The organism is Actinospineispora spinosispora DSM 44797 (genome assembly GCF_000429025.1).
GTDB classification, from domain to species: Bacteria; Actinomycetota; Actinomycetes; order Mycobacteriales; family Pseudonocardiaceae; genus Pseudonocardia; species Pseudonocardia spinosispora.
In genome coordinates, this window is record NZ_AUBB01000051.1 from 1 (window position 1) to 22214 (window position 22214).

The following is a 22214-nucleotide window of genomic DNA, read 5'->3' on the forward strand; positions in this document are numbered from 1 at the left end:
GTAGCCATACTTCAAGTGAGTGCGCCAGCACAGTTAGTGTGCCTCCTGTCCCGACCGCTACAGCAAGCACATCGAACAACGAACCCATGTCTTCTGGTGCCGGCGGACGCGGAATCGGCCGGATTCTACCGACCAGTTCGTCTTGTCGGCGCAGCCAAGCCCCCAAAGACGCCTGTTCGGCCACCGCGTCGACACCATCGAGTACAAGCCACGACTCCAACTCGGCCTACTCCCAACCCTGGAAGGGGCTCCGACTCATGCCGGAGACCAGAATTTCTGCAGGTGACCGGTACTATAGGGGAATAGGAACGCGCAGAGCCCCGCCTCGGCTGGCCGCGGCGACGGGGCCGCCAGCTGCGACGTAGTGCTCGATGAGCTGCCCGCTCTTTGCGGTATTTCGGAACAAGGCCGGTGGAGTCGGATACCCTTGGGCACGCAGGGTACGCCCCGCCTGGAGCCGGCAGCAGCCGACGAGCGGGACTTACCCCATGGCGCTCACCGAGCACCCCGTAGCGAACGGCATCCGCACCGACCGGCTCAACCTGAACCTACCTGCCGTTCGTCAACGACGGCGACATCCCCACCAGGACCCGGAAGCGCTCAAGGCGCTCAGACGCCACCCCGGAACCGACACGCGGCGCCACTACGACGCCGACGGGTGGCTCGTCTTCACCCCAGACCCGGAGAACCAGGTGGACAGTCGCGCCGGACAGCTGCGTCGTCACATCCTCCGACGGAGCCGCGGCGGCCCGCGTGCCGGTCAAGGCGGTGTAAACGCGCTCGGCGAAGACGGACAGCTCGTCGCGGCCGCCTTCGATGGCCAGGCCACCGGCACCAGTCCGCCGAGGACCAGAACATGAGCGCCCGTGACGGACTCATCCGAGCAGAGCACGGTCTCAGCCTCGGCACCGAACAGCCGCACAGGGCAGTCACCGACCTTCGTCTGCCTCATTGTACTTGATACTGGCTGTCTCGTCGCGCTCATAGGCTGCCAGTGGGGTTCGAGGGCGTCCACTGGTCGTAGGCGTTGTCGAACGCGTGAAGACCGCCGCTTCGCCCCCAGGTATTTCTCGGGGTCACACCGACGCGGCGGTCTCCACACCCGGCCCGCGCCCAGCGCGGCTGTCGAGCACCCTTCATTGCTAAATCTAAACCCGCTCGCCTGCATGGCCGTCGACCAGCTTGACCCCGATACTCCCCTAAGGAGCCCACGAAGGTCGAGTGGATCGCGTCGAACGGCACACGTGACAACAAGCCTTCTCGACAAGGCGACGCGGGGCATGCCACTCCGGTTCGAATACCGACACCTATCGCCATGAAGACGCTCGATGACAAGCCAAGTCCCCACGTGTGCGGCGCAGGAGACGGCTGCCGAGCCAAGTGATCGCACCGGTCCAGGAAAATGGGGCGCTGTGCACAACCGTCGCCGGGCCGTCCCTCGACCCGAGGAGTGGAGGCCATCGCCCGTCCGAGACCTCCCCAACTAGGTACGAGACAGCAGCCTCGCTTCACGCTCAGGATTCGCACCGCCGCAGCGCGTATGTCCTGAGCTTCCCCCGTGCCGCGAGCCCTCGCCGGGATCACCAGCGGCAGGCACCCAGTGCTCCTCACCCGCGAGTCCGTGAAACGGGGGCAAAATCACATGCCACGACGAACGCGACCGAGTCGTTAAATGCGCGGTATCGTAGGGCTGTGCGGGCACGAGGTCACTTCCCCACCGAGCAAGCCGCGCTCAAGTGTCTCTACCTGGTCACCCGGTCGCTCGACCCGACCGGCAAGGGACAGACACGCTGGACGATGCGATGGAAACCGGCCCTGAACGCGTTCTCCAACACGTTCGGTGACCGCTGGCCGGGCGCAGAGAAGTACTAACCACAACCGCCGAAAACACCGATCTTGTTACAGGCCCGCCGATCACGAGACAGTCCCGCGGGGAGTGCCGGGTCGCTATGTCGCGCTGGGGTACGACACGGTGTTGCGTGTACCTCGACGTGAGTCGAGGTGGGTGAGGATAGTGGCGCTGGTGCTACTAGCTGGCAGAAACGCTTCGAGTTTGAGGTCGGCGAGAGTGATGTCGCAGGCGTGGCTGAAGGTAGCGATGGTAGTGATCAGCTGGAGTTCTCCGTGCGTGGTGTCCAGGAGCAGGGGAACAGCGAAGCCGAGATCATCTGGTACTGGGCTAGCGTTTAAGGAGGTGATGTAGCTGTGAAGCTCGGCGAGAAGCTTGTCTAGTGCGGGGTCTGGATTGCTGCGTGATTCCAGGTGGAGCCGATCGATGATACGTCGACGCCACGCGGCGAGGTTGCGGATCCGGGGCGCGAGCCCGTCGGGGTGCAGGGTGAATCGGTAGAGGTTGGCCGGTGGTGTCAGGAGTCGAGGTGGTACTTGGTCGGTGAATATGTCGATCGCGGCGTTGGCCGCGATCAGGTCACCGCGTCGGTTGATTACCAGGGCGGGGAACGGTAGGTGCCCGCGCAGGATGTCGTGCAGTGCGTCGACGACGGGTTCCAGTTCCTTATCGCGCAGGTCGGTCTGTGGATAAGCTGGTGCGTAGCCGGCCGCGAGCAACAGTTCATTGCATTCGCGTAGGGAAAGCTCGAGTGCCTCGCCGAGTCGCATCACGATCTCTCGGCCAGGGCTCGAGCGGCCTTGTTCCAAGAAGCTGACGTGTCGTTGGCTGGTGTGGGCGCGCAGCGCAAGCTCAAGTTGGCTTAGTTTCCGGCGGGTCCGAATCTCTCGCAGCGCGCCATCGAAGCTGGTGCTGTGCATGTTAGAAGTTGTAGCGCCTCACGCAGTATGACGGCCATTACTTGCGGGGAATTGCCACTGACCGGGGCGCTGCAAGGATACGCTGGGTGAGCAAAGACATCGACAGTGGCAGTCCCGTGGAGCGGCGTCTGACCGCGCTTGGTCTCGACTTACCGAACCCGTTCGCGCCGGTGGGTAGCTACGTCAACGCGGTACAGGCGGGAGAGCTGCTGGTTCTCGGTGGGCATGTCCCCGTCGACACCCACGATCAGGTCGTCTTCGGAAAGCTCGGCGCGGACCTCAGTGTGGCGGCTGGTCGGGAAGCGGCACGGCTGGCTGGTCTCAGTGCCCTGAGCACGATTCGCGAGGTCCTCGGCGGGCTTGACCGGGTACGGCGAATTCTCTCGTTGCGGGGCGTCGTCAACGCCACCCCCGACTTCCTCAGCCACACCCAGGTGATCGACGGGGCCTCCGACGTTTTCATCGAGCTCTTCGGAGACGCTGGCAAGCATGCCCGACTCGCGGTCGGAGTGAACTCACTTCCCGCCAACATCGCCCTCGAGATCGAGCTACTCGTCGAGGTAGACAGCGGGAACCCAGTCTGGAATATCGGCGATAGCTCAGACTCGTGACTGAATCCCCTAACACCGAGATAAGCTATTCCGAATACGCCGCACAGTGACGGCAAGGACGATTGCTCGATGCGGCGCGCGGTGGGACTAAATTCGTACTGTCAGTGCGTGATGACTCGGAGCCCAATCCCGTCTACTTTCCGACAGCGACAGCAAATCCCGACAAGTCCCATGAACGGCGCACCGCGTGGCCTCGACCGGTCAAGGGATGCCGCCCTAGGGATCCTCGCGCGGTGCATACCTGACCGCAACCGCGCCCAGGTATGCACGACACCTCCCACGAGGGCGGCGATTACCCGCAAGGTGTTGCCTGCCCGGCACGGATCAGAAATTCTGGCAGCATGTACACCATGCTGGTTCTGTTGATGGCGCTGGCCTTTATGACTATGGGCCTCTATACGATGTGCGCGCCGACAAAGGCTCTCGCTCTATTCTTTGAGATGCGTGGCCCAGAGGGGCGCAACGAGGTGCGGGCAGTATATGGCGGCTTCGGCTTGGCCATCGCGGGGCTGCTAGCGTTAGCCGCGATCAATGTTGGAGAGCTTCGCCCGGGCGCGGTTTTCGCTGTAGCGGCGGCTTTGGCCGGAATGGCGTCCGGGCGGCTCGTGGCACGTGTGTTCGAACCGACTAGCAGTTTCTATCCAGTATGGCTCTATTTCTGGCTCGAAATCGTCGGCGCTAGCGTACTCATCACGGCCGCGTTGACGCCGAAATGATACGAGCGGTAGTTCATTCGTGTCCGCGGACCGATGATGTTCGACGGGCGGCCGGAATCCTGAGCGGTAGTTGGCCCTCCAGTTTCCACTATCGTCACCCCACTCGGTCGATTGTCGGCCGTTGCGCGCGAAGTACCCGGCGTCGGTGTAGGCCCGGGTCAGCGTGATGGGGCTGATTTTCGCGTAGTACTGGGTGGATTGTGGTGATCGGTGCCCGAGCCAGGCTTGCAGCTCGAACAGGGTCATCGGTTCCTTGACGTTGTAGAGCTGGCTAGCGATCGTGGATCCGGCGCGGTAGCTGGTGATGTTCCCGCGAACGTCGGCGGCCGGGACGCCGGCCTTGCGACACAGCATCGAGATGATGGTGTTGTTGATGTAGGACGAGGAGACCCGCCGGGCGCGGACGGCGAACAGCAGCTTGACCCGCTCACCGGTGCGGCGATCCACAAGCGGTGGTTGAGACGGGCGGCGCGCCTGCCAGGTGTCGAGGGCCTGGCCGAGGATCGGGTCGACCGGCTTGGTGAACGAGGTACCCGTCTTGTGCGTAGAGATGTCGAGCACACAGACCACGTCGCGCGCCGGAACCTGGTCCGAGTCGCTGGCAGTCGCTGCGTCGCGAGCGCCACCCCGCCAAACTCCGCGTCTACGCCGAGCGCCTGCTCGAAGACACCGCAACCCCCGTCACCACCATCGCCGGCGCCATGATCGCGGACCTCCTACACCTGACCGGCCACGCCGGCAGCGCCCTCGCCGCCATCACCACACAGACCAACCAGACAACACCCGCTGCCCCCGACTGACCCGCCCCATGCCTCGCCCTGGCACCCCACGAGGAGAACTGACCATGAGCAACGAGATCACCCAGCTCGCCAGCCTGGTTCGCCATACATCCAACGCCTGGATTTCATAGCCACGATCCCTATCGAGCACCCCGACCGAGGGCCGGGCCTCGTCTACGCCGCCGCCGAGCTCCGAGCCATCGCCGAGCAACGGGGGTGGACCCGCCGTGACGGACATCCACGATCTGTGGCTTCGGCCCGGAGAGGATGCCCATCATGGAGCCCTTGGCGAGGAAGAAGCCGCGGCCGCGCCGTTCGTTCACCGCCGAGTTCAAGGCCGACATCGTCGAGTGCGGTGGTCGTGGTGACCGCACGGTCGGGCAGTTGGCCAAGGACTTCGACCTGACCGAGACCGCAGTGCGGGAGTGGGTCAAGCAGGCCGAACGCGACGAGGGAAGCCGCGTTGACGGCGGTTTGACCAGCAGCGAACGCGAGGAACTAGCGCAGCTGCGTCGAGACAACCGCCGGATGGCCGTTATAACCCATCATCCGCCGACTGAGAGCCATTCCTTGTTAGACAAGGTGTCTCACATAGGGTCGGTCTGGTGCATGACACCACACAGCCGATCGCCCAGATCCGAGATCAACCGACGCAGGCTCACCCGCCCACTGTTCCGCACGCCTCGCCAGAAACAGGAAAGATCAACACGCCCAGCGGCGCCCCCGGTGTCGGGGTCGGACGTCGCGTGGGTGGGCAAGGTCGTGCTGTTCACTGTGGGACTCTCTCCTTCGTTAGGTTCACCCGAGACCGGACGATCCCGGGAGGGCTTGAGGTGGATCAGGTGTGTGGCCAGGTCACGACGATTCGAGTGTGAAGCTTGTCGACGAGTCGTTGCTGTTCAGTCGGCGTGATCGGCGTGGCGGCGGGGTGTATGTCCAGGCGCGGTCCCGTCCCGCCCGCGGCGCGGTAGCGGCCCCAGTCGCGCACGACGTCGGCGTACTGCTCGGCGAGCGCATCGGCGTCGGGGCCCCACGCCAGGACCCCGGTTTCGAATCCCTCGGTGCCCGGCACTGGGCGCTTGGTGCGGTAGGCGAAACCGCCGTTGGACACGAGAGAGGGTGCCCCCTTGCACGTCAGAGCCGTCGGCTGGTGAACATCGCCGATCTCGCGGTCCCCGGTGAGCAGACCGAACTGTTCCAGGCGCAGGCTCAGCCATAGGTCAAGGTCATCGACATGGTCGAACTCAACTCCGGTCCAGACCGTCACCGGCTCCTGACCGGTAGCCGTCGCTATCCCCCTGGCCGCGTCGGCTAGTGCGCCAGGTGCCAGTGAGTCTGTGCGCAGGTACAGCTGTCCCTCGCCGCCGTCTGCCCGGGAGGTGAAGGGAATCTCGGCGACATGCTCGTCGTGCGTGCCGGCGCCCTGCATCGGTACGAAGCTGCACAGTCGCACGTCATCGCCGCTGAGCAGCGGTCCCGGCGTGTTCGCGCGGTGGAGCGCGACTGTGCGGGTCAGGCCTCGCAGCCGCAGCGGTACGACGATCCGGCCATCGGGTGCCAGTTGCGCCACCCACGCCGGCGGGATGTCCCATGAACGGGCGGTCACGACGATTCGGTCATAAGGCCCCCGTCCTGGCACGGCGGCGTCACCATCGGCGAGCACCGTGCGCACCCGCCCATAACCAGCGGCGTCCAGACATGCGCGGGCGCGGTCTACGATCTCGGGATCGATGTCGACCGTGGTCACCTGCCCGCCGGCGCCGACCAGCTCCGCCAGCAACGCGGCGTTGTAGCCGCCAGAGCCGATCTCCAGCACCCGCATCCCCGGTTCGAGAGCTGCCTGTTCCAGTTGCACCGCCTGGATATGTGCCGCTGAAACAGTCGAGGTCAGCGCGCCACTCAGATCTCGTTTGGGCCACAACGAGGTGTTCGCCGCGTAAGCAAGCTCGACCGGAGAGTCCGGTACGAACAGATGCCGACGCACCGCTCGAAACGCCGCCGCGACAGGCTCGGACCGGATTCCATCCAGCGCGCGCAGCTCAGCGACCATGGCCTCACGCAACAACTCAACCTCAGCGTCGGGCGCAAGCCTGCCGGCTTCCTGGGGTGTACTCACCACGGAACCTCTCTCAAGATCGTCATCGGTGCGGTTGACGGGATGGAGCAGAGATCAGGAAGTCCTCGTGCCGACTGGGGTCGACGGCGCGACGTCCGGCTCTCGGCCGTTTTCGTCGTCGTCGGCGCAGTGTGGGCACCACGGCCGCAAGCGCCAGTGCACGGCTTCCAACCGGAGATCACCCACATAAGCGAGCACGCCACAGATCGCCACGATGTCCGTGGCCCGCGTCCAGATGTCCAGTGCCACCAAGGACACAAAGATCGCGATTCGGAACCTGACACTGTGGTGAGCGGTCAGCCAGTGGCTACATCGACTGGCTTCAGCCGGGCCGTCCAGAGGAAGCTGGTCGAAGCAGATCTGGCAGAACCCCTCGCTGTGCCACCGATCGGCGATCCAACGGGCGAGCATCCACGCGAACGCGATCACCGCGAAGGCGTAGAAGAAAAGACCACGATCAAGATCAAGCAGGCGTAGCACGAGGGTGACGGCCGCCAGCCCGGCCAGCATGATCGGGTAGGTGTGATGAAACCGAAGCGCGCGACGACGTACTCGGCTAGTGTTGATCATTTCCCTTCCCTCTTCCGGCTCGGCGTGGAACAGAGCCGGTGTGGCTCGATGCGTTCTGTTGTCCAGTCAGCAGCCGCCGAGGTCGCCAGATCCGAGCAACCGGACCGTTGTCAAGGCGCACGATCAGCAACGCCCGGTCCGGATGCGTCGGCAGATCGTGCTTGCGCAGCAGAGCGGCGGCACGACCCTGATTCGCCGCCGTATCCAGCTCCGGGTCGTCGGTCGACACGGCCCCGAGGTCATACCTCACCGAGGCGTCCTGATCGATCAGGATCACGTGCAACATCATCGGCTCGACTCCGAGCGACACGGCCGGACGACGGTGGCGCTCACGAAGTCACCAACCATGAGCCAACGACCTGCGCAGGCGGCTCAACGCAGCCCCCGGAACACGTTTCGGCAGCACACCGCCCGGATGCAACCGGCGACACTGCGGACAGACCGGATCAGACCCACCGAACCCGATGACAATGACCCGCTCACCACAATCCGACCGGTACTCCCGGCCAGGCAGACAAGAACCGTCCTCCAGCTCCCCCTCGACCCAGTGCGAGTACGGCCCCAGACAAAGCCTCCACTTCGTGTTCATCGCCGCCCGCTCGCTGCCCCTGCCGCCTGGCGGGTGGGCTCGGTCGTCGGCCAGTAGGCGCTCGACAGTGGTCCGCGCCCGCATCGATAAGAATGACCGTGTGCCTGCTCCAACGCGGTGCAGCGGCACTGGCGCTCGAGCGTCGTGTACTGCGGGCGGATCCAGCTGTACTTCGCGGCGCCGGAGTTGCGCCGGGCTCCAACAACGACTCGCCGCCTCACTGTTCAGGCCTGCTGGTAGCCAAACAAAAGGGGACTGTGTTCCCGACGGGAGGCGTTACGCCTACGCGGCCCTCCTCTGGCGCGGCCATGCAAACGCCGCACTGACGAGATCCATGGCCTGAGGTCGTGCCTCGAGCGCGCGGGTGAGCCCCTACAAGCAGCATGATTTGTTCCCCCTTCCTGCCTGAGTGCGCCGGCGTCAGGTTCGTCAGCGACAACCCAAAGCTAATAGTGTACTAGAACGCTGTCAAGTAGTGCGTCCTAGCACACTCAAGTCACCATGCGTGCGCAGCACCGGTAGCATCCGCTACCGTGCTAGAACGCAGACGGTAGCGGGAAGGAGGAGTGACTTGCCGAGCATCGAACGTGCCGAACCGCCGTATCTGCAGGTCGTGCGGCACATCCGCGAAGAGATCCGGTCGGGCCGCCTCACGGAAGGAGACGTCGTTCCTTCGGCGCGGCAGATCGCCGCCGAATGGAATGTCGCGCTAGCAACCGCGGCCAAAGCTCTGACGACTCTGCGCACGGAAGGTCTCGTACGCGGCATAGCGGGCGTCGGCACCGTCGTCGCCTTCGATTCGCTCTACCACTCAGCGCGGGATCGCAGCCTCGCCGTACATCGAACTGGCAAAGTTTATCCACCCGGCCACTACGCTCTGATTCGTTCCGCGGAGTTGGCAATCGCGCCTGACGACGTCGCGGTCGCCCTGGGCGTGGAGTCAGGTTCGCCAGTCATCCGCCGACAGCGGACGACCTACGACGGCAATGACACACCCCTGTCGACCTCCATCAGCTGGTTCGACGGCGCCCTGGCAAGTAGCTGCCCAGACTTGCTGCTCTCCGAGCGGATCAAGCAGGGCACCTCAGGCTATATCGAAACCCAGACCGGGCGCGCAGTCGCGGCGGGCTACGACCAGCTGGCCGCCGGAGCTGCCTCAGCTGACGACGCCGCTGAACTCCGCATCGATCCCGGTTCACCAGTACTGCTCAACCAAAACCGATGGGTCGATAGTCAAGGGCGCGTTATCGAATACGGCGAGGCTGTCTCACCGCAAGACCGCTGGGCATTTTACGAGTACACCATCAGGAGCGAGGCGAAGTGAAGAAGGTTCATAGCGGCAAGGTCCGGGATCTTTACGAGCTACCGGGAGGAGACCTCCTGCTCGTTGCTACGGATCGGGTGTCAGTATACGACGTCGGCCTACCAACCCCTGTTCCAGAGAAGGGCAAGCTGCTCACAGCACTATCCGCTTGGTGGTTCGAAGAACTCGCCGACGTGGTCCCTAACCATGTCATCTCAATGAGTGACGTGCCGGCCGAATTCGCCGGGCGAGCGGTCAGGTGTAAGCCACTCAGAATGATTCCGGTCGAATGCATCGCTCGGGGCTATCTGACCGGTCTCGGCTTGCGCGAATACCAACGAGACGGCACCGTGTCCGGCGTCGCACTGCCACCCGGCCTCGTCGAGGGAAGCAAACTACCCGAACCGATCTTCACTCCTACCACCAAGTTCAGCGACACCGGGCACGACGAATTCATCACCTTCGACGACGTTGAGATGCAGGTCGGGCGTGAGACCGCTGCACAACTCCGCGATCTCACGCTAGAAATTTATTCACGCGGCGCAGAACGCGCTGCGCGCAACGGGATCATCATCGCCGACACCAAGGTCGAGTTCGGTTGGGACGCGGACGGTGTTCTGACACTCGGCGATGAGGTCCTGACATCCGATTCGTCAAGATTCTGGCGCGCGGACGAATGGAAACCAGGCAGAACGGGCGGTCAGCGCGCCTACGACAAGCAGTACGTCCGCGACTGGAGCTTGACGACAGGCTGGGACAAAACCGAACCAGGACCAACCATGCCAGACGACATCGTCCGCTCCACCAGAGAGCGCTACATCGACGTATACCAGCGCATCACGGGGCTCACCTGGCCACGAGACGACGAACCATCCCCCTGGCCAAGCTACAACCTGCACCAATTGGTCGACGACGTCGTAGCACTGCTCAAAGAAAAAGGCATCTACTCCACACTGACCGCAACCAAGACCACGGAACGCGAACGAGCATCCAAGCAGCTGCTCTCCGCTCTGTGCATCACCCCAACACTCACCCCTGAAGCCGCGCTCGACCTTGATGGGCACGAACGGTATAACGCACGCATGGAAAGCAATTGATACGGCTCCGGCATCGCCGATGGACACGATGCATGCACGCGAGCCGCCAGTCGGAGTCCCTCGTCAAACTGCCCAGCGGTGGCCCGTGGTAGACCGAGATGCGCGAGAATAGCTCCTCGTTCAATCTTGGATTCGGTCGACTCTCGCAGGAGCTGGTAAAGCTTCTCGGCGTGGGATACTTCGAAGCGCGCGTCAATCGCGCGGAGACGGGCCTTCATACTGCGCAGGGACGAGGTTGTCATCGGTCAATTGTCCCCCGGCTCATGGAAGCCGCGATGAGCGGCCTCAGTTATGTGCACGTGATGTCCCGCGCGGCGATGACCTCGGTCGATGATGCGTTCGGGATCATTGTTCCCATTGGATGTCGATTTCGCCTAGTTCGTTGATGCCTTGGACGAACTCGGGGTCCAGGCCGTAGGCATCGGAGAGGATCTGCACCGCGCCGACCGTGTCGCCGGATTCGACGGCCGCGAGGAATTCGGTGAGGTCTTCACCGGTCAGGTCCGCGACGGCTTTGCCGATCCACGCGGTGCGTGAGGTCTGCCAGTTGGCGGTGACCGTCATGTTCACCACGCGGGATGCCCTAATCCGGTCACAGCGGACCGCTTCGGTGGCGGCGCGGATGCGGGCGGCGTTCTTCGGCCCGACTCGGCGGCGGCCGGAGCGGTAGCGGGTCAGGGTGTCGCGGGCGCTCTTCCAGGCCCGCGAGGTCCTGTCCGTGGTGCCGGCGAGGCGGGCGGTGAGTTCCTCGCGGCCGATCTGTGCTTCGGCGGCGGCGCTGTCGGTGCCTGGCGGCACACCCTCATACACCTGGCCTCGGACCTCTTGGTCGATCCGCCGCTCGGTGTCGTCGTCCATGTCCCAGCCGGGATATCCCCGAGCCATCAGAAAGCAGCCTTCCCGCTGTAGCCAACCCGAACCCCACCAGCAGCCGCGCCGCGGACTCAGCCGCACGGCGCGGCGGCGTCATCCGGCTCGCCGCGGTGATGCTGGCCGCCCCGCTCAGACGAGCCACGGGCCGGCGGACCGCAAGCGGGAGTGGGCGCAACGATCGCACCCCGACGCTGGGGCCGTCGGTTCACTGCAGCGGTCCGGTCGGTGCTGAGCCCGGCGAGTTGGCGGGCGCGCAGGCGCGTCTGTTCGCTGGCGTAGCAGGCCGGACCGCGCGGTGTCGTGAGAGCGGCTTTGACCACCTCCGGTGCCCGCCGGTGATCGCAACGCACGGCCGGTTGCAACACGCCGCCGTCTGGGTCCAGGACCCATCCGGCCTTGTCGTGCCATCGGCAGTCGCGGGCCCGGTCGGCGTCCTGGCGCGCCTCGTCGGACTGTTGTCGGGTTGTGGCTTGCTGGTGGCGGGCGTGCGCGGCTTCGGCGGCTCGGCGAACCCGTCCGCAGCGTGGGCAGGGCGGCCGGGCCGCGCCCGGGTCATCACCGAGCGCGGCCCGGTGCTCAGGGCACAGGCTGTTTGCCGGGTCGGTCAAGTCGATCGGTGAAGCGGGGGTGGGGGCGGGGGCGGCCGGCGGGCGTTCAGGCACGTGAGCTTCCGCTCCTCGCGTCCCCCCCTGTTCTTCTTCCTTGGTCTTCTTTTCTCTTAGTTTTCCCGGATGGTCGGTAAATGACTGGTCGGGAAGTGACTGGTCCGTTCCCGGACGGTCGGGAACGAACTCTGACCTGGGGTTTTGAGTATCCGGCTCGGGGCCGGGGTTCGTTCCCGGATGGTTGGTAACGAACCCTGGTCTCGGGGCGGTCGAGGTCGCGCACGATGCGGTCTTGGGTGGTGCCGTCTGGCGTGGTGCCGCGCTGGCTGGGGCGGTTTTTGGTGCGGGCGTTCTGGGTGGGGTGAAGGTCCGTTCCGCGACCGGTACCGGTCGCGGGTAGAGCCGATAGACCTGGATGTCGGTGTAGCCGGTGGCTGGGTTGCGCAGTCGGTGACGGGTCAGCCACCCCCAGCGCTCGAGCTCGCGGATGACCTCATGGGCGTGGTTGCGCCCGCGTGGACCGGCATCGGCGAGGGTTTGGGCGTTGAACCGGAACTTCATCTCCTGGTGGGAGGCCAGCCAGGCGAACGCGCCGATGGCGTCCCAGCTGATCTCGGTGTTGCGGATCAGCTCGTTCGGTATCCCGGTCCAGGCGTGACGCAGCCACGACTCGTCCTTGGCCACATAAGTGCCGGCGATCGTGGGGATCGGCTGCTGCTCGGTGTGCTGTGCACTCGTGCGTGATGAGCTCATCTGTATCGGTCGCCCTCCCCCGGTATGAAGGTGCTGCCAGGTGGGGTGACGCTCCCCGGTGTGGTGCCCCCGGTACCGCCTGCGAGGCCGTGGGGCAGTGGGTTGTTGTCGGGGTGGGCGTGGGCGAATACGTACTCGCACAGCTGCCAGTGCCCGGCGCCGCGATGCGGCGCCCGGTATCCCCGGTGGTCCACCAGCGTGCGCAGCTGCCCCGGGCGCTTGCCGGGCACGTACGCCCCGAAGCCCCAGTAGGTGGCCTGCACGTGCAGCTCGGCCCGCGCCACCGGGTCTGTGGGCTCACCGGGCAGCAGTAGTCCCCGAGGGCAGAACCGCGCGTACCGGTTCACCTCGACCAGACCGGCACCGACGTCTCGCGCCTCGACGAGGGCGAACCTGACCCGCAGTGGCGGCGCGGCCAGGCGTGTGACCCACCGCCCCTCCCGCACCACCGCCCCTGCCGGGGCGCGTTTGAGGGCCCGCTTGTCGATGTCGGTCAGACGCGAGCGCGGAACAGCCTCGCCGAGAGGCAGCTTGTGCAGGACCTCCAGCACATCGCGCGCCAGCAACGGCGCCATCTGTTGACGTTCCCGTCGCTCGACCTCGGCGGTGTCGAGTTGGTAGGTGAAGATCGTCGGCGGGCAGACCGGCCCGAACAGCACGACACGCGCCCGCTGAAACGGCGCCGGCCCAGACTCGACGGTCGCGCTCATCTGACGGTCCTCCCCCACGGCAGCCGGCGCTCCAGCACCAGAGCCGGCGCTCGGCGCCGTGGTGTCCGTGGCGCTGGTGTGTGGATGTGCAGGCCGACTTCTGGACCGTGGTTGTGCAGCTGGGCGAGTGCGGTCACCGCCGGGGAGCCCGGCTGGTTCAATGCCGTGCTGACCTGTTGCCAGAGTCGTTCCAGTCGCCGACACAACTCAGGCACATCCTCGATCACCATCACCACACCTATTTCGCATTCCACCGGGCTATTCGTCTCCGAGGAGTGGGCATCTGCCTCGTACCCCCGGCAGCGGTAGCGCGTGCGCATTTCCTCGGCCAGCGCGAGCAGGCACACATGGATCGTTTCGATTCGTGTGAACTCACCATCGCCCGGCAGTCGAACCACCCGCATGGGCGAGATCCTCGTGTGGTCGAGGCGCTCAGGCAGGACGCTGGTCATCTCGACTCCTTTCCGCGCGGGAGGCATGACCTCGCAGAACGTGGACATTGACACCGGGTCCCACGAAATCCAGCGATTCGAACATCTCCACCGCCGGCGACCGAAACGGGTCGTCACTATCTCTGACGGTCGCCCAGTAGCTGTTGAGTAGGTTTCGGGTGGCGACGGAGGAGTCGATAAAAATAACCAGTTGATCGCCCGCGTCAGCCGCTGTGGATGTTCCGTATTGCTCGATGTGTGATTCCCTGCGCCGGGTGCGCTCGATGATCTCATCGCGCAGCCGAAGCAGCCGAGCGTGAATCTCGGCCACGCAGGTATAGAAATCAACGGAGTCACGCGGTTCGACGGATGCCATCCAGGTGTTGCACTCTCCGACGTCGAACACCACGGCTCGACCGCCACGAGACAGAGTGGAAAAGAGAATGGTCCGCAGGATCAGATCTTTACCCGAGCTCTTACCCCGCACCTGAGTTCTGATCGAGCGGACGGTGGGATCGTTAGGTGCCCGCCGGCCTGGTCCCGCAATCAGGTCTGCTCCCGTTCCAGTGGGCGGGTTCCGCTCGCCGATCAGCCCGCTTACTGCAGCTAGCCGCGCGGTGTCGCGTTCGACGCAATCAGAGGCATTCGTTCCGGCGGCAACGGCTTCGCTAGTCATGTCAGGGAGCTTTCTTGTCGACGTTGCGGATGTAGCGCGCGAGTTGTTCAGCGTCATAAAGCTTTTCCTTTCCGCCATAAGTACGCCGGGGACCCGAGTTGACTTCGTTCGGGAAGGTCGCCGGGTCACGTTCCCGGTATTTGCGTAGTTTGTGGATCGACAATCCGGCCGGGGCGTATCCGCCATGGATCGCTTCGACGATCGCCTGACGCAGACCCACGAGCCGCTGACCCTCGATCACCTCACCGGCCACCTCGCCGGCCACCTCACTGCGGGTCTGGCATCCGCCGATAGCCGACCGGCTCGCCGACTGCCCTCTCGGCAGGGCAGCCGGCTCGCCACGCCTCCCACCCGACGTCGGACTCGCATGCGTCCCGGCCAGCGGCCTGACCGAATACAGCCGGGAGGACGGCGTCACGGGCGGGCGCGGCTGCCAGGTCGCCGCCCCATCCCGGGTTGTCGAGGTGTTTCGGGTTGTCGACGTGTTCCGGGTTGTCGAAGGTCCCCCATTCGGGGTTGTCGAAGGTACACCATTTGGAGCAGCTGTCGAAGGTCCCCCATTTGGCCTAACCATGGGGGTGGAGGGTGTCGGTGGAGCCCACTCGCTAGGGAAATCGACCCCTTTTTGTCGAAGGTCACCCATTCGTGTTCCGGATTGTCGAAGGTCACCCATTAAGGTGATCAAATCGTCTTTCGCTACCCACTGTGACGATCCGTCGTTGAGTCCAGACACGTCGAGTAGGGGCGCGGCGGGGGTCGCGGGTACGGGCGCGGACGGTGTCTCGACCCCTGCGGCTGGAGTGTGGGTCGGCGCTGCCTGAGGGGGTGCAGCCGGGGGTGCAGCCGGGGGTGCAGCCGGGGGTGCATCGTTAGTCGGGGCGAGTTGGGCGGTCAGGGCGAGGCGGCGGGCTTCTCGGGCGGTGAGGTAGGCGACCTGGGTTTCGGTGGCGACGCCGGCTGTGACGATCTGCCAGCGGCCTTCGTGGCGGATTTTCTTCGGTGGTGGCCATACTTCGGGGGCCAGCATCCGCCAGGCGTTGTTGGTGTAGCGGGCCAGGCAGCGGGTGGTGTAGTTCTCCCGGGCCTCGCCGCCGCCCATTGAGCGGGCCGATGCCATCTGCGCGACAGCCAGAACGTGGATTTTGATGGCGCGGCCCATGAACAGCAGGTCTTGCAGTGCCCTGATCGCCGGAGACAGCGGCGGGTCCGATTTGTCCTTGATGTCTTTCCAGTAGTCCTGCAGGCGCCCGATGGTGGCGTTCATTTCTTCGGCGAGCAGGAAGATACGGTGCCCGACGTCGATGTGGTCGGTGTTTCCGTCTTCGTCGGCGCCGTCTTCGACGAGCTTCAGGCGTTTGTCTACTACGTCGCGCAATTCGAGGAGTCTGTAGTGAATGGACTCGGCCGTGCCATGGTATTCGACGTTCGGTAGGTTCTTCGCCCACAGGTGGCTGAACTTCTTGACATCGAAGATGATGCCGTAGCCGCCTTTGGAGAGGCCTTGCGCGAGAATCGCCCGCAGCAATACAGATTTTCCGGAGCCGGTGCTGCCGGAGATCAGCACATGCGGCGACTCAGACTTCAGATCCACCGAGACCGGAGCGTTTCGCGCGGCAAATCCAATAATCGGTTCGGTGTCGAGTGATTTCTCCAGCAGCGGCATCAGGTCATCGAGGGTCACTATGTTGGGGAGTTTCAGCGGTTCGCGAAAGACCACATACGGTTTGTTGCCCGCCGCGTGGAACTGGGCGACGGTGTCGGAGGCTAATCCGAGTTTGGCGATGACGATTGATTTAATCTTCGCTGATGAGCCGTCGCTGCCGGTGAACTGTGCGGGCAGATCGACGCGGAGCTCGACCCCGGGCTGTTGTTTGAAGTCGGCGGGAATGTGCAGCCACTCTTCTGGCCGTATCGCGGTGGTGCGGGCGACTTCCTTCAGTGCCGCGTGCAAGGGGATCAGGTACTTGCGTCGATGGTCCTTGGTTCGCTGGAACTCACACACACCCCATACAGCGGCCGCGACCGCGGCGGTCGCGCCGCCGTAGGTGAACAGCATTGTTTCCGCCGGTGCGAACGAATACAGGTTCGACCACGCCACCGACGCGAGGCAAAAGCGCAGCGAGGCCCGTTCGGCTCCGCAGCGAAATGACCAGGCCCCGGTTTCTCCCTCGATCTGGCGCAGCAGTTTCTGCCCCCGCCGCCAGAAGGTGGCGTCGGTGCGTGCTCGCCCGGTCAGGGGTCGACCGGTGAACCAGCGGGTGGCCACCCGCCCCACCGCCGGCGCCGGTGTGGTCACCGCCCGTACCGCCGTGCGCACCACCGGACGAGTCAGCGACACCGCGCCCGCCACGACGGGGTTCACCGCGAGCTTCGCGGCCACGTCCGGCATCGTCAGTGCGGCCCCACCGGGCATCCGTAGCAACGCACCCGAGCCCGCGGAGCTAGCGGTCATCGCGGGCACCCCACCGCACGCTCGCCAACACATGGTTGCGGGAGCAGGCTCAGCGAGAAGACAGCGGCCGCGGGGCGGACCGCGGCGAGACGAGCCCGCACGCAAGGGTGGCTCTGGCGGTCTGGAGTGGCCCCACTTGGGCGGCCAGACTTGGCTCCACCGATTGGGGGGTCAAAGACAGCCAGGACGGCGGGAGGCTCCTGATCAGGGCCTGGTTCGGCGTCCGGCTCGCGTCGGTCAGGTGGGGCCACTTCAAGCCGCCGCTGGTGGAGCCAGATGGAACCGCCCGAACCACAACGGTGTCCCCGGCGGATCACGCAACCTCGCGTACCTAGATGTGCACCCACCTGACCCTCCTTCCGATGCGGCAATATCGTGCCGGACCATCAGGAGCATAACAATGCCGCAAGCAAGTTGCGCCACTATCGTGCGGCAATTTTGTGCCGACCGTCAGTCTGTCGGCGATAGGAGCGCACGTCGAATACGCGGGACGGCCCGCCCTGTTGTGGTCGGTCGTCCCGCTGGGTGCCTGGTGGTGGGCCTAGTTGGCGACTCGGGTGAAGGTTGCCGCTCCGGCGAGGATGGCGTCTTCGCTTTCCAGGTAGGTGATCGTGGCCGCTGGTGGTCCGGCCACGGTGAGGTGTCCGTCGACGTAGTCCGCGGCCATGCGCTTGGCCGGCTCGGTCGAGGTGGGCGGGTCGTAGACGGTGACCAGCCAGGTTTCTCCGTCGCGGGTGATGTCCAGCGCTGAGCTGTTGTCGCCGTTGAACATGGTTCCGCGGTGCTCCCAGCGGCCCAGGTACTGCGAGCCCTCCTGTGCGCAGCCTGAGACCCCGACCGTCATCGCGCCGACGAGCAGAGCAACCGCTACGAGGCGGGCGCGGCGTGAGGCGAGGGTCGCCTCGGTTGCGGGCACGGTTGCGTCATGGGCTGCCTTGTTCGGGGTCATGTGCTCGTTCCTGTCGTGAGGAGTTTCTCGGCAGAGGAGTTACCGGCGGAGGAGTTGTCGGTTCAGAATGTCGGTGACCAGAGCGGCCAGGTGCAGGTAGGCCTGACGGGTGCGTGCCTCGGCCAACCCGAGGTCGATGTAGCCGCCGGCGCTGAGGTGATCGTCGAACGGGATGTCCACGACGTGCGCGCAATGACCGGCCAGGTGGGCCCGTAGCGCCGGGGTGTCGACTTCGGTGCTGGTGTGGTCGTGGGAGAACACGACGATCGCGGTGTCGACCAAATCGCCGTAGCCGATGTGGGCCAGCCATTCCAGGGTGTAGGCGGCGCGGCTGGCCGCGTCCAGGGTGGGGGTGCTGACCACCACGAGTGAGTCGGTGTGGCTCAGCGTCGCCTGCATGGCCGGCTCGGCCAGGCCGGTTCCGCAGTCGGCCAGGATGATGTTGTAGAAGCGGTCCAGGACCCCGATGAGGTCGTCGTAGTCGTCTCCGGCGAACGCTTCACCGGCCGCGGGGTCGTTGTCACCGGCGAAGACCGCCAGGCGCCCCGCCAGAGTGTTGTAGCGGTCGATGTCGTTGATGCTGTGAATCTCGCCCAGGTTGTCGAGCAGGTGCTGGATCGTCGCGGCCGGGGTTTCCGCCCCGATCAACCGGTCGTGCAGGGTGCCGGCGTGCAGGTTGACATCCACACTGGCCACACGGTCGGTGCGTGCCTCGGCCAGGGTCAGCCCCAGGCATGCCCCGACGGTGGTTTTTCCGACCCCGCCCTTGATCGAGGCGATCGCTATGTGATGCGCACCCAGGCCGGTGTTCAGCGGTCGCCGGATCCGCTCCAGCAGCTCGGCCTGTGCGAGTTCGGCGGTGGTTTTGCCCAGGTTGATCCGGCCGCCACTGACGCGATACGCCCAGCCCCGTAGCCCGGTGCTGGGGCGGGTGCGCTGCTGCAGCTGACGGGCATGCACCACCGAGGAATCAGCCAACCCCGTGGGAGTGGGCCGAAAAGGCCGCAGCGAGAGCGCCACGGCGAGCTCACCCGAGCTCGCCGGCTGACCGAGCACCTCCGAGGTGGTACCGACACCTTTGTCGTCACCAACGTCTTCACCGACGCCTCCAACGGTGTCGTGGTCGGTGTCGTCATCGGTGCCGTCGCTCTCGGGCTCCTCGTTCCGAACCGGGTCGGCGGGGTCGGGGGCGTTCTCGTCTGGCCCACGGTGCGGAGGTGCCGGCGTGCCCAGCGGCGACGGGCTTGGGTCGCTGTCCTCGTCGGACCGGCTCGATGCACTCGGCCCTGACATTGGGTGCTCTGGTGCCGGTGACGTTGTTGGGTCTGTCTGTGGGACTCGGCGCAGATCAGGGAGTGCGTGGTTGACCGAGGTAGCTGATGTCGGGAGCGGCGACGTGGCAGCGGCTGGGTACTGAGGCTCGGCCTCGGGCGGTGGCGTTCTCGATGAGTCTTCCCCGATGGATTCGTCGCCGATGTCTGTACCGCCATCGGTCTCAAGAGCGGGGCTCGGAGCGGGGCGCGGCGCAGGCCAGGTCGGGCCCTGCAGCGGTGTCGGGTCCTGTGTGGCCGGTGCAGGGTCTTCCGGCCCGGTGGGTTGGCCTGGGTCGAGTGGTTCTTCCCAGGTTGCGTACAGCCCGGACGGGCCCGTGGTGGTGGTCATGGTGCGGGCTCCTTTCCTTGGGCCAGGGCCGGGTTGATGACCAGCTCGCCGGCGAGGTTGCGGGTGATGGGCACCATCAGCCGTGCCCAGCGGGCGCTGCAGCCGCGCCAGCCCGCCGCGGCCGGGGCCGGGGCGCTCGAGGCGACCATGTGCGCGGGCAGCGGTGGTTGCTCGGGCGCGGTCGGGGCGTGCGGTGCCCGGGGGTTGGACACGTAGACAGTGATGCGCACGCGTACCTCCACCCGCACCCGCGTCGGCCCGTCCCGCCGGACCAGACCAGGTAGGACGACTTCGACGCGTTGGCGGCCGGTGCCCGACCACACCCCGAGCGCCGCGGGGTCGATACCGGGCAGGTAGCGGGCGATGACCATCCGCCACAGGCCGGGTTCGTCTTCATCCCAGGACAGCAGGTCCGCCGCGAACGCTCCGGCCAGACAGCGGGCCTCCCAGTCATCAACCGGCCGCCCACCCGACCAGGCAACCGGCCGTGACGCTGCCGGTGATGCTGATGTCGGTGCTGGACGGGCGACCAGCTCCGGGGTCTGAGCTGCTGTCGAGGCTGTGATCGGCGCAGTGATCGGCACGGTGGACGGGTCTGGCTCGTAGTGCACGAAACCAGAGACGGCACCCGCCGGCCTGGCGTCGCCGATCGGCCACGCTGCGGTGTCGACGGCCGCGCTATCCAGGGAAGCGGTGTCGAGGGGGGCGGCGGGCGGCGGCATCGAGTGTGAGGGCACCGGTAGTGACGGCGCCGATGATGGCGGCGCCGATGGCTGGGGTGCTGGCGGCTGGGGTGCTGGCGGCGGGCGGGCTGGCCGGTAGATGTCGGTGCCGAGGCCAAGGTCCGGCGCGGTGTGCCCGGCCGCGCGTCGGGGAGCGGAGAAGTGATCAGGGTCCAGGTCGTGCCGGTGTGCTGAGGCGATGCCGTCCCAGCTGGGGCCACCTGGGGTGGACGGTGGCGGGACCCGGGGATAGGGCGAGGGGAACGCTGCTGTGGGGTAGCGGTCGTGGTGGTGGCCGTTGCGCGGGGCCGGGCGGCGAGAGCGTCGCAGGATACTCATCAGCCACTCACCTGCCGGTCATCGTTGCGGGGGCGACCCGGTGTCGCCGGGCTGATCAGCGCCCTGTCTGCCTCGCCCGAGGCGCAGCAGCCCGCCGCGGCGTTTTTCGACGCGGGCTTCTTCGTCGCGCATGAATTCCACGACCCGCGCTCGGGCCTCGTCATCGAAATCCCAGTAGCGGCCCATGACCGCGACGATGTCAGTGTCGGCGGCCTCGGCGGTCCTGGCTTGCGCGGCGTCGGCTTCGTCGAGCGTGGCGGGCATGCCGATGGGGGTGTTGAGGTAGCGAATGATCGTGTCGAAACTGGGGCTGCCACCGTCGGGGTTGGCTTTGCGGCTCAGTGACTCGAACGCGCGCGCGAGCAGCTGAACCACTTTCACCGTCGGGTTGCCGAAATCGTTGTGCACCTCTTTGAGCTGGCGCAGCCGCCGTTCACTGAGGCTGTCGGCGCCACCGGTGAGAAGGATCGTCTCGGCGTGAAGCTCACTGACCGAGAACGGCCGCCGGTTCCCCTTAGCATCGGGCGCGGTCTGCAGCATGGTGGACAGCTCGTTGAGCCGCTTGGTGAAGTCCGTTGCCATGGGTGGAGTTCCCTTCGAAGGTCCCCGGGAAGACTACTTGACCAACAGCCGATACGGCAATACATTGCCGTAGTACATTGAAGTGCCGGTAAGGGGAAATACTCCGGCACCCGTCATCAGGAGAGGGAAGGAGGGGGCCCGCACCAGCTTCCTGTCACCGCTCCGACACCCGTCCAGTGCTCACGCGAGGCCACACACGCTAGCGGTGAACACCCGGTTCGAGTAGTCGCACATACCTCATCGGTATGCGGCCGGTATGCAGGTTTTTCGCTGGTCACCATGTCGTTTTCACTCCTCACCGGATACACCCACACGCGGCTCGCTGCTCGCGTGTGAGCGGCTCCGGTGACGACGACAGCCCCCTTGTTCCAGTCGATCTCGCGCGAACACCCTGTCAACGCCCTGCCAGCGCTCTGTCACTGCTGTGGCGTTGCTGTAGCTGTCGCACGCCTGACCTTGATCGCCTCTCCTGAGGGTCAGCGACGTTGCGACTGAGGGTGCCGTCCGCACCCGGTGGTGCCCCCTTCACCACCGACCCGGACGGCACCCTCGCACCTCTTCTCTCTCGCGCGAGCACACCTCTTCCGCAGAACACCTGACGCCGAAGTGCCGCCGCAAGGAGAGACCACCGATGTACCAGCTCACCCACTACACGACCTCGCACCTGGCCGCCGGCGTCCTCGACCCGACTGGGCTCTACAACCTGATCGCGGGCAGCTGGGTCAGAGTCGCGATGGCCGTGATCACCCTGGCGGTGTTGAGCAGCGCGTTGAAAAGCAACGCCTCGAAGGTGCTCTCGATCCTCGCCCTATCCCTCCTCGGTCTGGCCTGGTTGGCGATTAGCGCTAACCAGACGGCGTATCAGAGCGTCGGCAAGGGCGTGTTGTCTCTCGTCGGTATCGGCGGCTGA

Annotated in this window: 22 protein-coding genes and 1 pseudogene; 8 read left to right on the forward strand and 15 right to left on the reverse strand. The window is 65.6% G+C overall.

The genetic code is table 11. The features are described from left to right. Window positions 1-184: effector-associated constant component EACC1 (locus G406_RS58450; protein ID WP_425414609.1), on the reverse strand; the 184-nt coding region annotated here is incomplete at its 3' end. Window positions 185-488: 304 nt separating this feature from the next. Here G406_RS58450 and G406_RS0121045 point away from each other — a divergent pair. Both G406_RS0121045 and G406_RS59425 read left to right on the forward strand, forming a co-directional pair. Then, window positions 489-860 (forward strand): hypothetical protein, encoded by a 372-nt coding sequence (locus G406_RS0121045; protein WP_028935332.1) that lies wholly within the window; start codon window positions 489-491, stop codon window positions 858-860. Between the two features lie 520 nt (window positions 861-1380). After that, on the forward strand, window positions 1381-1872 hold the full coding sequence (locus tag G406_RS59425) for a transposase (RefSeq protein WP_281172502.1): 492 nt from the start codon (window positions 1381-1383) through the stop codon (window positions 1870-1872). Window positions 1873-1947: 75 nt separating this feature from the next. On the opposite strand, the gene G406_RS55970 is transcribed toward G406_RS59425, so the two are convergent. Continuing rightward, the gene (locus G406_RS55970) at window positions 1948-2769 is read right to left on the reverse strand and encodes a helix-turn-helix domain-containing protein (RefSeq protein ID WP_084216267.1); all 822 of its coding nucleotides are present in this window, start codon (window positions 2767-2769) and stop codon (window positions 1948-1950) included. Between the two features lie 86 nt (window positions 2770-2855). Here G406_RS55970 and G406_RS48565 point away from each other — a divergent pair, with 86 nt between their 5' ends. The 3 genes from G406_RS48565 to G406_RS59815 all read left to right on the forward strand — a co-directional run bounded on the left by G406_RS48565 (window position 2856) and on the right by G406_RS59815 (window position 5787). After that, on the forward strand, window positions 2856-3380 hold the full coding sequence (locus G406_RS48565) for a RidA family protein (protein WP_169736754.1): 525 nt from the start codon (window positions 2856-2858) through the stop codon (window positions 3378-3380). A gap of 401 nt (window positions 3381-3781) precedes the next feature. Beyond that, window positions 3782-4096 (forward strand): DUF4345 family protein, encoded by a 315-nt coding sequence (locus G406_RS0121075; RefSeq protein ID WP_245607181.1) that lies wholly within the window; start codon window positions 3782-3784, stop codon window positions 4094-4096. 1055 nt (window positions 4097-5151) lie between these two features. After that, window positions 5152-5787, forward strand: coding sequence for a transposase (locus G406_RS59815; RefSeq protein ID WP_169736755.1), 636 nt, complete (start codon window positions 5152-5154; stop codon window positions 5785-5787). Here the strand turns inward: G406_RS59815 and fxlM are convergent. The 3 genes from fxlM to G406_RS0121095 are packed head-to-tail and all read right to left on the reverse strand — an operon-like array spanning window position 5714 to window position 7838. Further along, complete coding sequence (gene fxlM / locus G406_RS48570; protein WP_037077727.1) at window positions 5714-6991, reverse strand: methyltransferase, FxLD system; 1278 nt, start codon at window positions 6989-6991, stop codon at window positions 5714-5716. The genes G406_RS59815 and fxlM overlap by 74 nt on opposite strands. 54 nt (window positions 6992-7045) lie before the next feature. Then, window positions 7046-7561, reverse strand: a complete 516-nt coding sequence (locus tag G406_RS0121090; RefSeq protein WP_156935041.1) for a hypothetical protein — start codon at window positions 7559-7561, stop codon at window positions 7046-7048. Then, window positions 7548-7838 (reverse strand): hypothetical protein, encoded by a 291-nt coding sequence (locus G406_RS0121095; protein ID WP_156935042.1) that lies wholly within the window; start codon window positions 7836-7838, stop codon window positions 7548-7550. Before G406_RS0121095 ends, G406_RS0121090 begins: the two co-directional genes overlap by 14 nt. A gap of 883 nt (window positions 7839-8721) precedes the next feature. Between G406_RS0121095 and G406_RS0121100 the strand changes: the two genes are divergently transcribed. Continuing rightward, on the forward strand, window positions 8722-9474 hold the full coding sequence (locus G406_RS0121100; RefSeq protein ID WP_028935340.1) for a GntR family transcriptional regulator: 753 nt from the start codon (window positions 8722-8724) through the stop codon (window positions 9472-9474). Continuing rightward, a pseudogene (locus G406_RS48575) lies at window positions 9471-10313 on the forward strand (phosphoribosylaminoimidazolesuccinocarboxamide synthase); the annotation flags it as partial. The gene G406_RS0121100 and the pseudogene G406_RS48575, both read left to right, overlap by 4 nt. A 582-nt stretch (window positions 10314-10895) precedes the next feature. Here the strand turns inward: G406_RS48575 and G406_RS0121110 are convergent. From G406_RS0121110 to G406_RS0121155, 10 genes are all read right to left on the reverse strand, one after another. Continuing rightward, window positions 10896-11408, reverse strand: a complete 513-nt coding sequence (locus G406_RS0121110; protein WP_028935341.1) for a hypothetical protein — start codon at window positions 11406-11408, stop codon at window positions 10896-10898. A gap of 86 nt (window positions 11409-11494) precedes the next feature. Then, window positions 11495-12712, reverse strand: a complete 1218-nt coding sequence (locus tag G406_RS57110) for a hypothetical protein (protein ID WP_156935043.1) — start codon at window positions 12710-12712, stop codon at window positions 11495-11497. A gap of 65 nt (window positions 12713-12777) precedes the next feature. Further along, window positions 12778-13491, reverse strand: a complete 714-nt coding sequence (locus G406_RS54290; protein WP_028935342.1) for a hypothetical protein — start codon at window positions 13489-13491, stop codon at window positions 12778-12780. Continuing rightward, window positions 13488-13943, reverse strand: a complete 456-nt coding sequence (locus tag G406_RS0121125) for a hypothetical protein (protein ID WP_156935044.1) — start codon at window positions 13941-13943, stop codon at window positions 13488-13490. Before G406_RS0121125 ends, G406_RS54290 begins: the two co-directional genes overlap by 4 nt. After that, a complete protein-coding gene (locus G406_RS57115; RefSeq protein ID WP_169736756.1) occupies window positions 13924-14598 on the reverse strand; it encodes a hypothetical protein in 675 nt (224 codons plus the stop codon). The genes G406_RS0121125 and G406_RS57115 overlap by 20 nt, the downstream gene beginning before the upstream one ends. Before the next feature lies 1 nt (window position 14599). Beyond that, window positions 14600-16978: a helicase HerA domain-containing protein gene (locus G406_RS55985; RefSeq protein ID WP_169736757.1), complete on the reverse strand. Its 2379-nt coding sequence runs from the start codon at window positions 16976-16978 to the stop codon at window positions 14600-14602. A 613-nt stretch (window positions 16979-17591) separates the two neighbouring features. Then, entirely contained in the window at window positions 17592-17999 is a 408-nt protein-coding gene (locus G406_RS0121140; RefSeq protein ID WP_028935346.1) for a hypothetical protein, read from the reverse strand. A gap of 39 nt (window positions 18000-18038) precedes the next feature. Beyond that, the gene (locus G406_RS48590; RefSeq protein WP_051342450.1) at window positions 18039-19292 is read right to left on the reverse strand and encodes a MinD/ParA family ATP-binding protein; all 1254 of its coding nucleotides are present in this window, start codon (window positions 19290-19292) and stop codon (window positions 18039-18041) included. 365 nt (window positions 19293-19657) lie between these two features. Then, window positions 19658-20722, reverse strand: coding sequence for a hypothetical protein (locus G406_RS0121150; protein ID WP_156935047.1), 1065 nt, complete (start codon window positions 20720-20722; stop codon window positions 19658-19660). Window positions 20723-20740: 18 nt separating this feature from the next. Further along, a complete protein-coding gene (locus G406_RS0121155; protein WP_028935348.1) occupies window positions 20741-21304 on the reverse strand; it encodes a hypothetical protein in 564 nt (187 codons plus the stop codon). Between the two features lie 631 nt (window positions 21305-21935). Here G406_RS0121155 and G406_RS48595 point away from each other — a divergent pair. Then, complete coding sequence (locus G406_RS48595; RefSeq protein WP_051342451.1) at window positions 21936-22214, forward strand: hypothetical protein; 279 nt, start codon at window positions 21936-21938, stop codon at window positions 22212-22214.

Bases quoted from the DNA above. Each gene is read 5' to 3' on its own strand.
- G406_RS0121045 (WP_028935332.1), top strand. From the start codon at position 489: ATGGCGCTCACCGAGCACCCCGTAGCGAACGGCATCCGCACCGACCGG.
- G406_RS55970 (WP_084216267.1), bottom strand. From the start codon at position 2,769: ATGCACAGCACCAGCTTCGATGGCGCGCTGCGAGAGATTCGGACCCGC.
- G406_RS0121075 (WP_245607181.1), top strand. From the start codon at position 3,782: ATGTGCGCGCCGACAAAGGCTCTCGCTCTATTCTTTGAGATGCGTGGC.
- G406_RS59815 (WP_169736755.1), top strand. From the start codon at position 5,152: ATGGAGCCCTTGGCGAGGAAGAAGCCGCGGCCGCGCCGTTCGTTCACC.
- G406_RS0121090 (WP_156935041.1), bottom strand. From the start codon at position 7,561: ATGATCAACACTAGCCGAGTACGTCGTCGCGCGCTTCGGTTTCATCAC.
- G406_RS0121110 (WP_028935341.1), bottom strand. From the start codon at position 11,408: ATGGACGACGACACCGAGCGGCGGATCGACCAAGAGGTCCGAGGCCAG.
- G406_RS54290 (WP_028935342.1), bottom strand. From the start codon at position 13,491: ATGAGCGCGACCGTCGAGTCTGGGCCGGCGCCGTTTCAGCGGGCGCGT.
- G406_RS0121125 (WP_156935044.1), bottom strand. From the start codon at position 13,943: ATGACCAGCGTCCTGCCTGAGCGCCTCGACCACACGAGGATCTCGCCC.
- G406_RS57115 (WP_169736756.1), bottom strand. From the start codon at position 14,598: ATGACTAGCGAAGCCGTTGCCGCCGGAACGAATGCCTCTGATTGCGTC.
- G406_RS0121140 (WP_028935346.1), bottom strand. From the start codon at position 17,999: ATGACCCCGAACAAGGCAGCCCATGACGCAACCGTGCCCGCAACCGAG.
- G406_RS48590 (WP_051342450.1), bottom strand. From the start codon at position 19,292: ATGTCAGGGCCGAGTGCATCGAGCCGGTCCGACGAGGACAGCGACCCA.
- G406_RS0121150 (WP_156935047.1), bottom strand. From the start codon at position 20,722: ATGAGTATCCTGCGACGCTCTCGCCGCCCGGCCCCGCGCAACGGCCAC.
- G406_RS0121155 (WP_028935348.1), bottom strand. From the start codon at position 21,304: ATGGCAACGGACTTCACCAAGCGGCTCAACGAGCTGTCCACCATGCTG.
- G406_RS48595 (WP_051342451.1), top strand. From the start codon at position 21,936: ATGTACCAGCTCACCCACTACACGACCTCGCACCTGGCCGCCGGCGTC.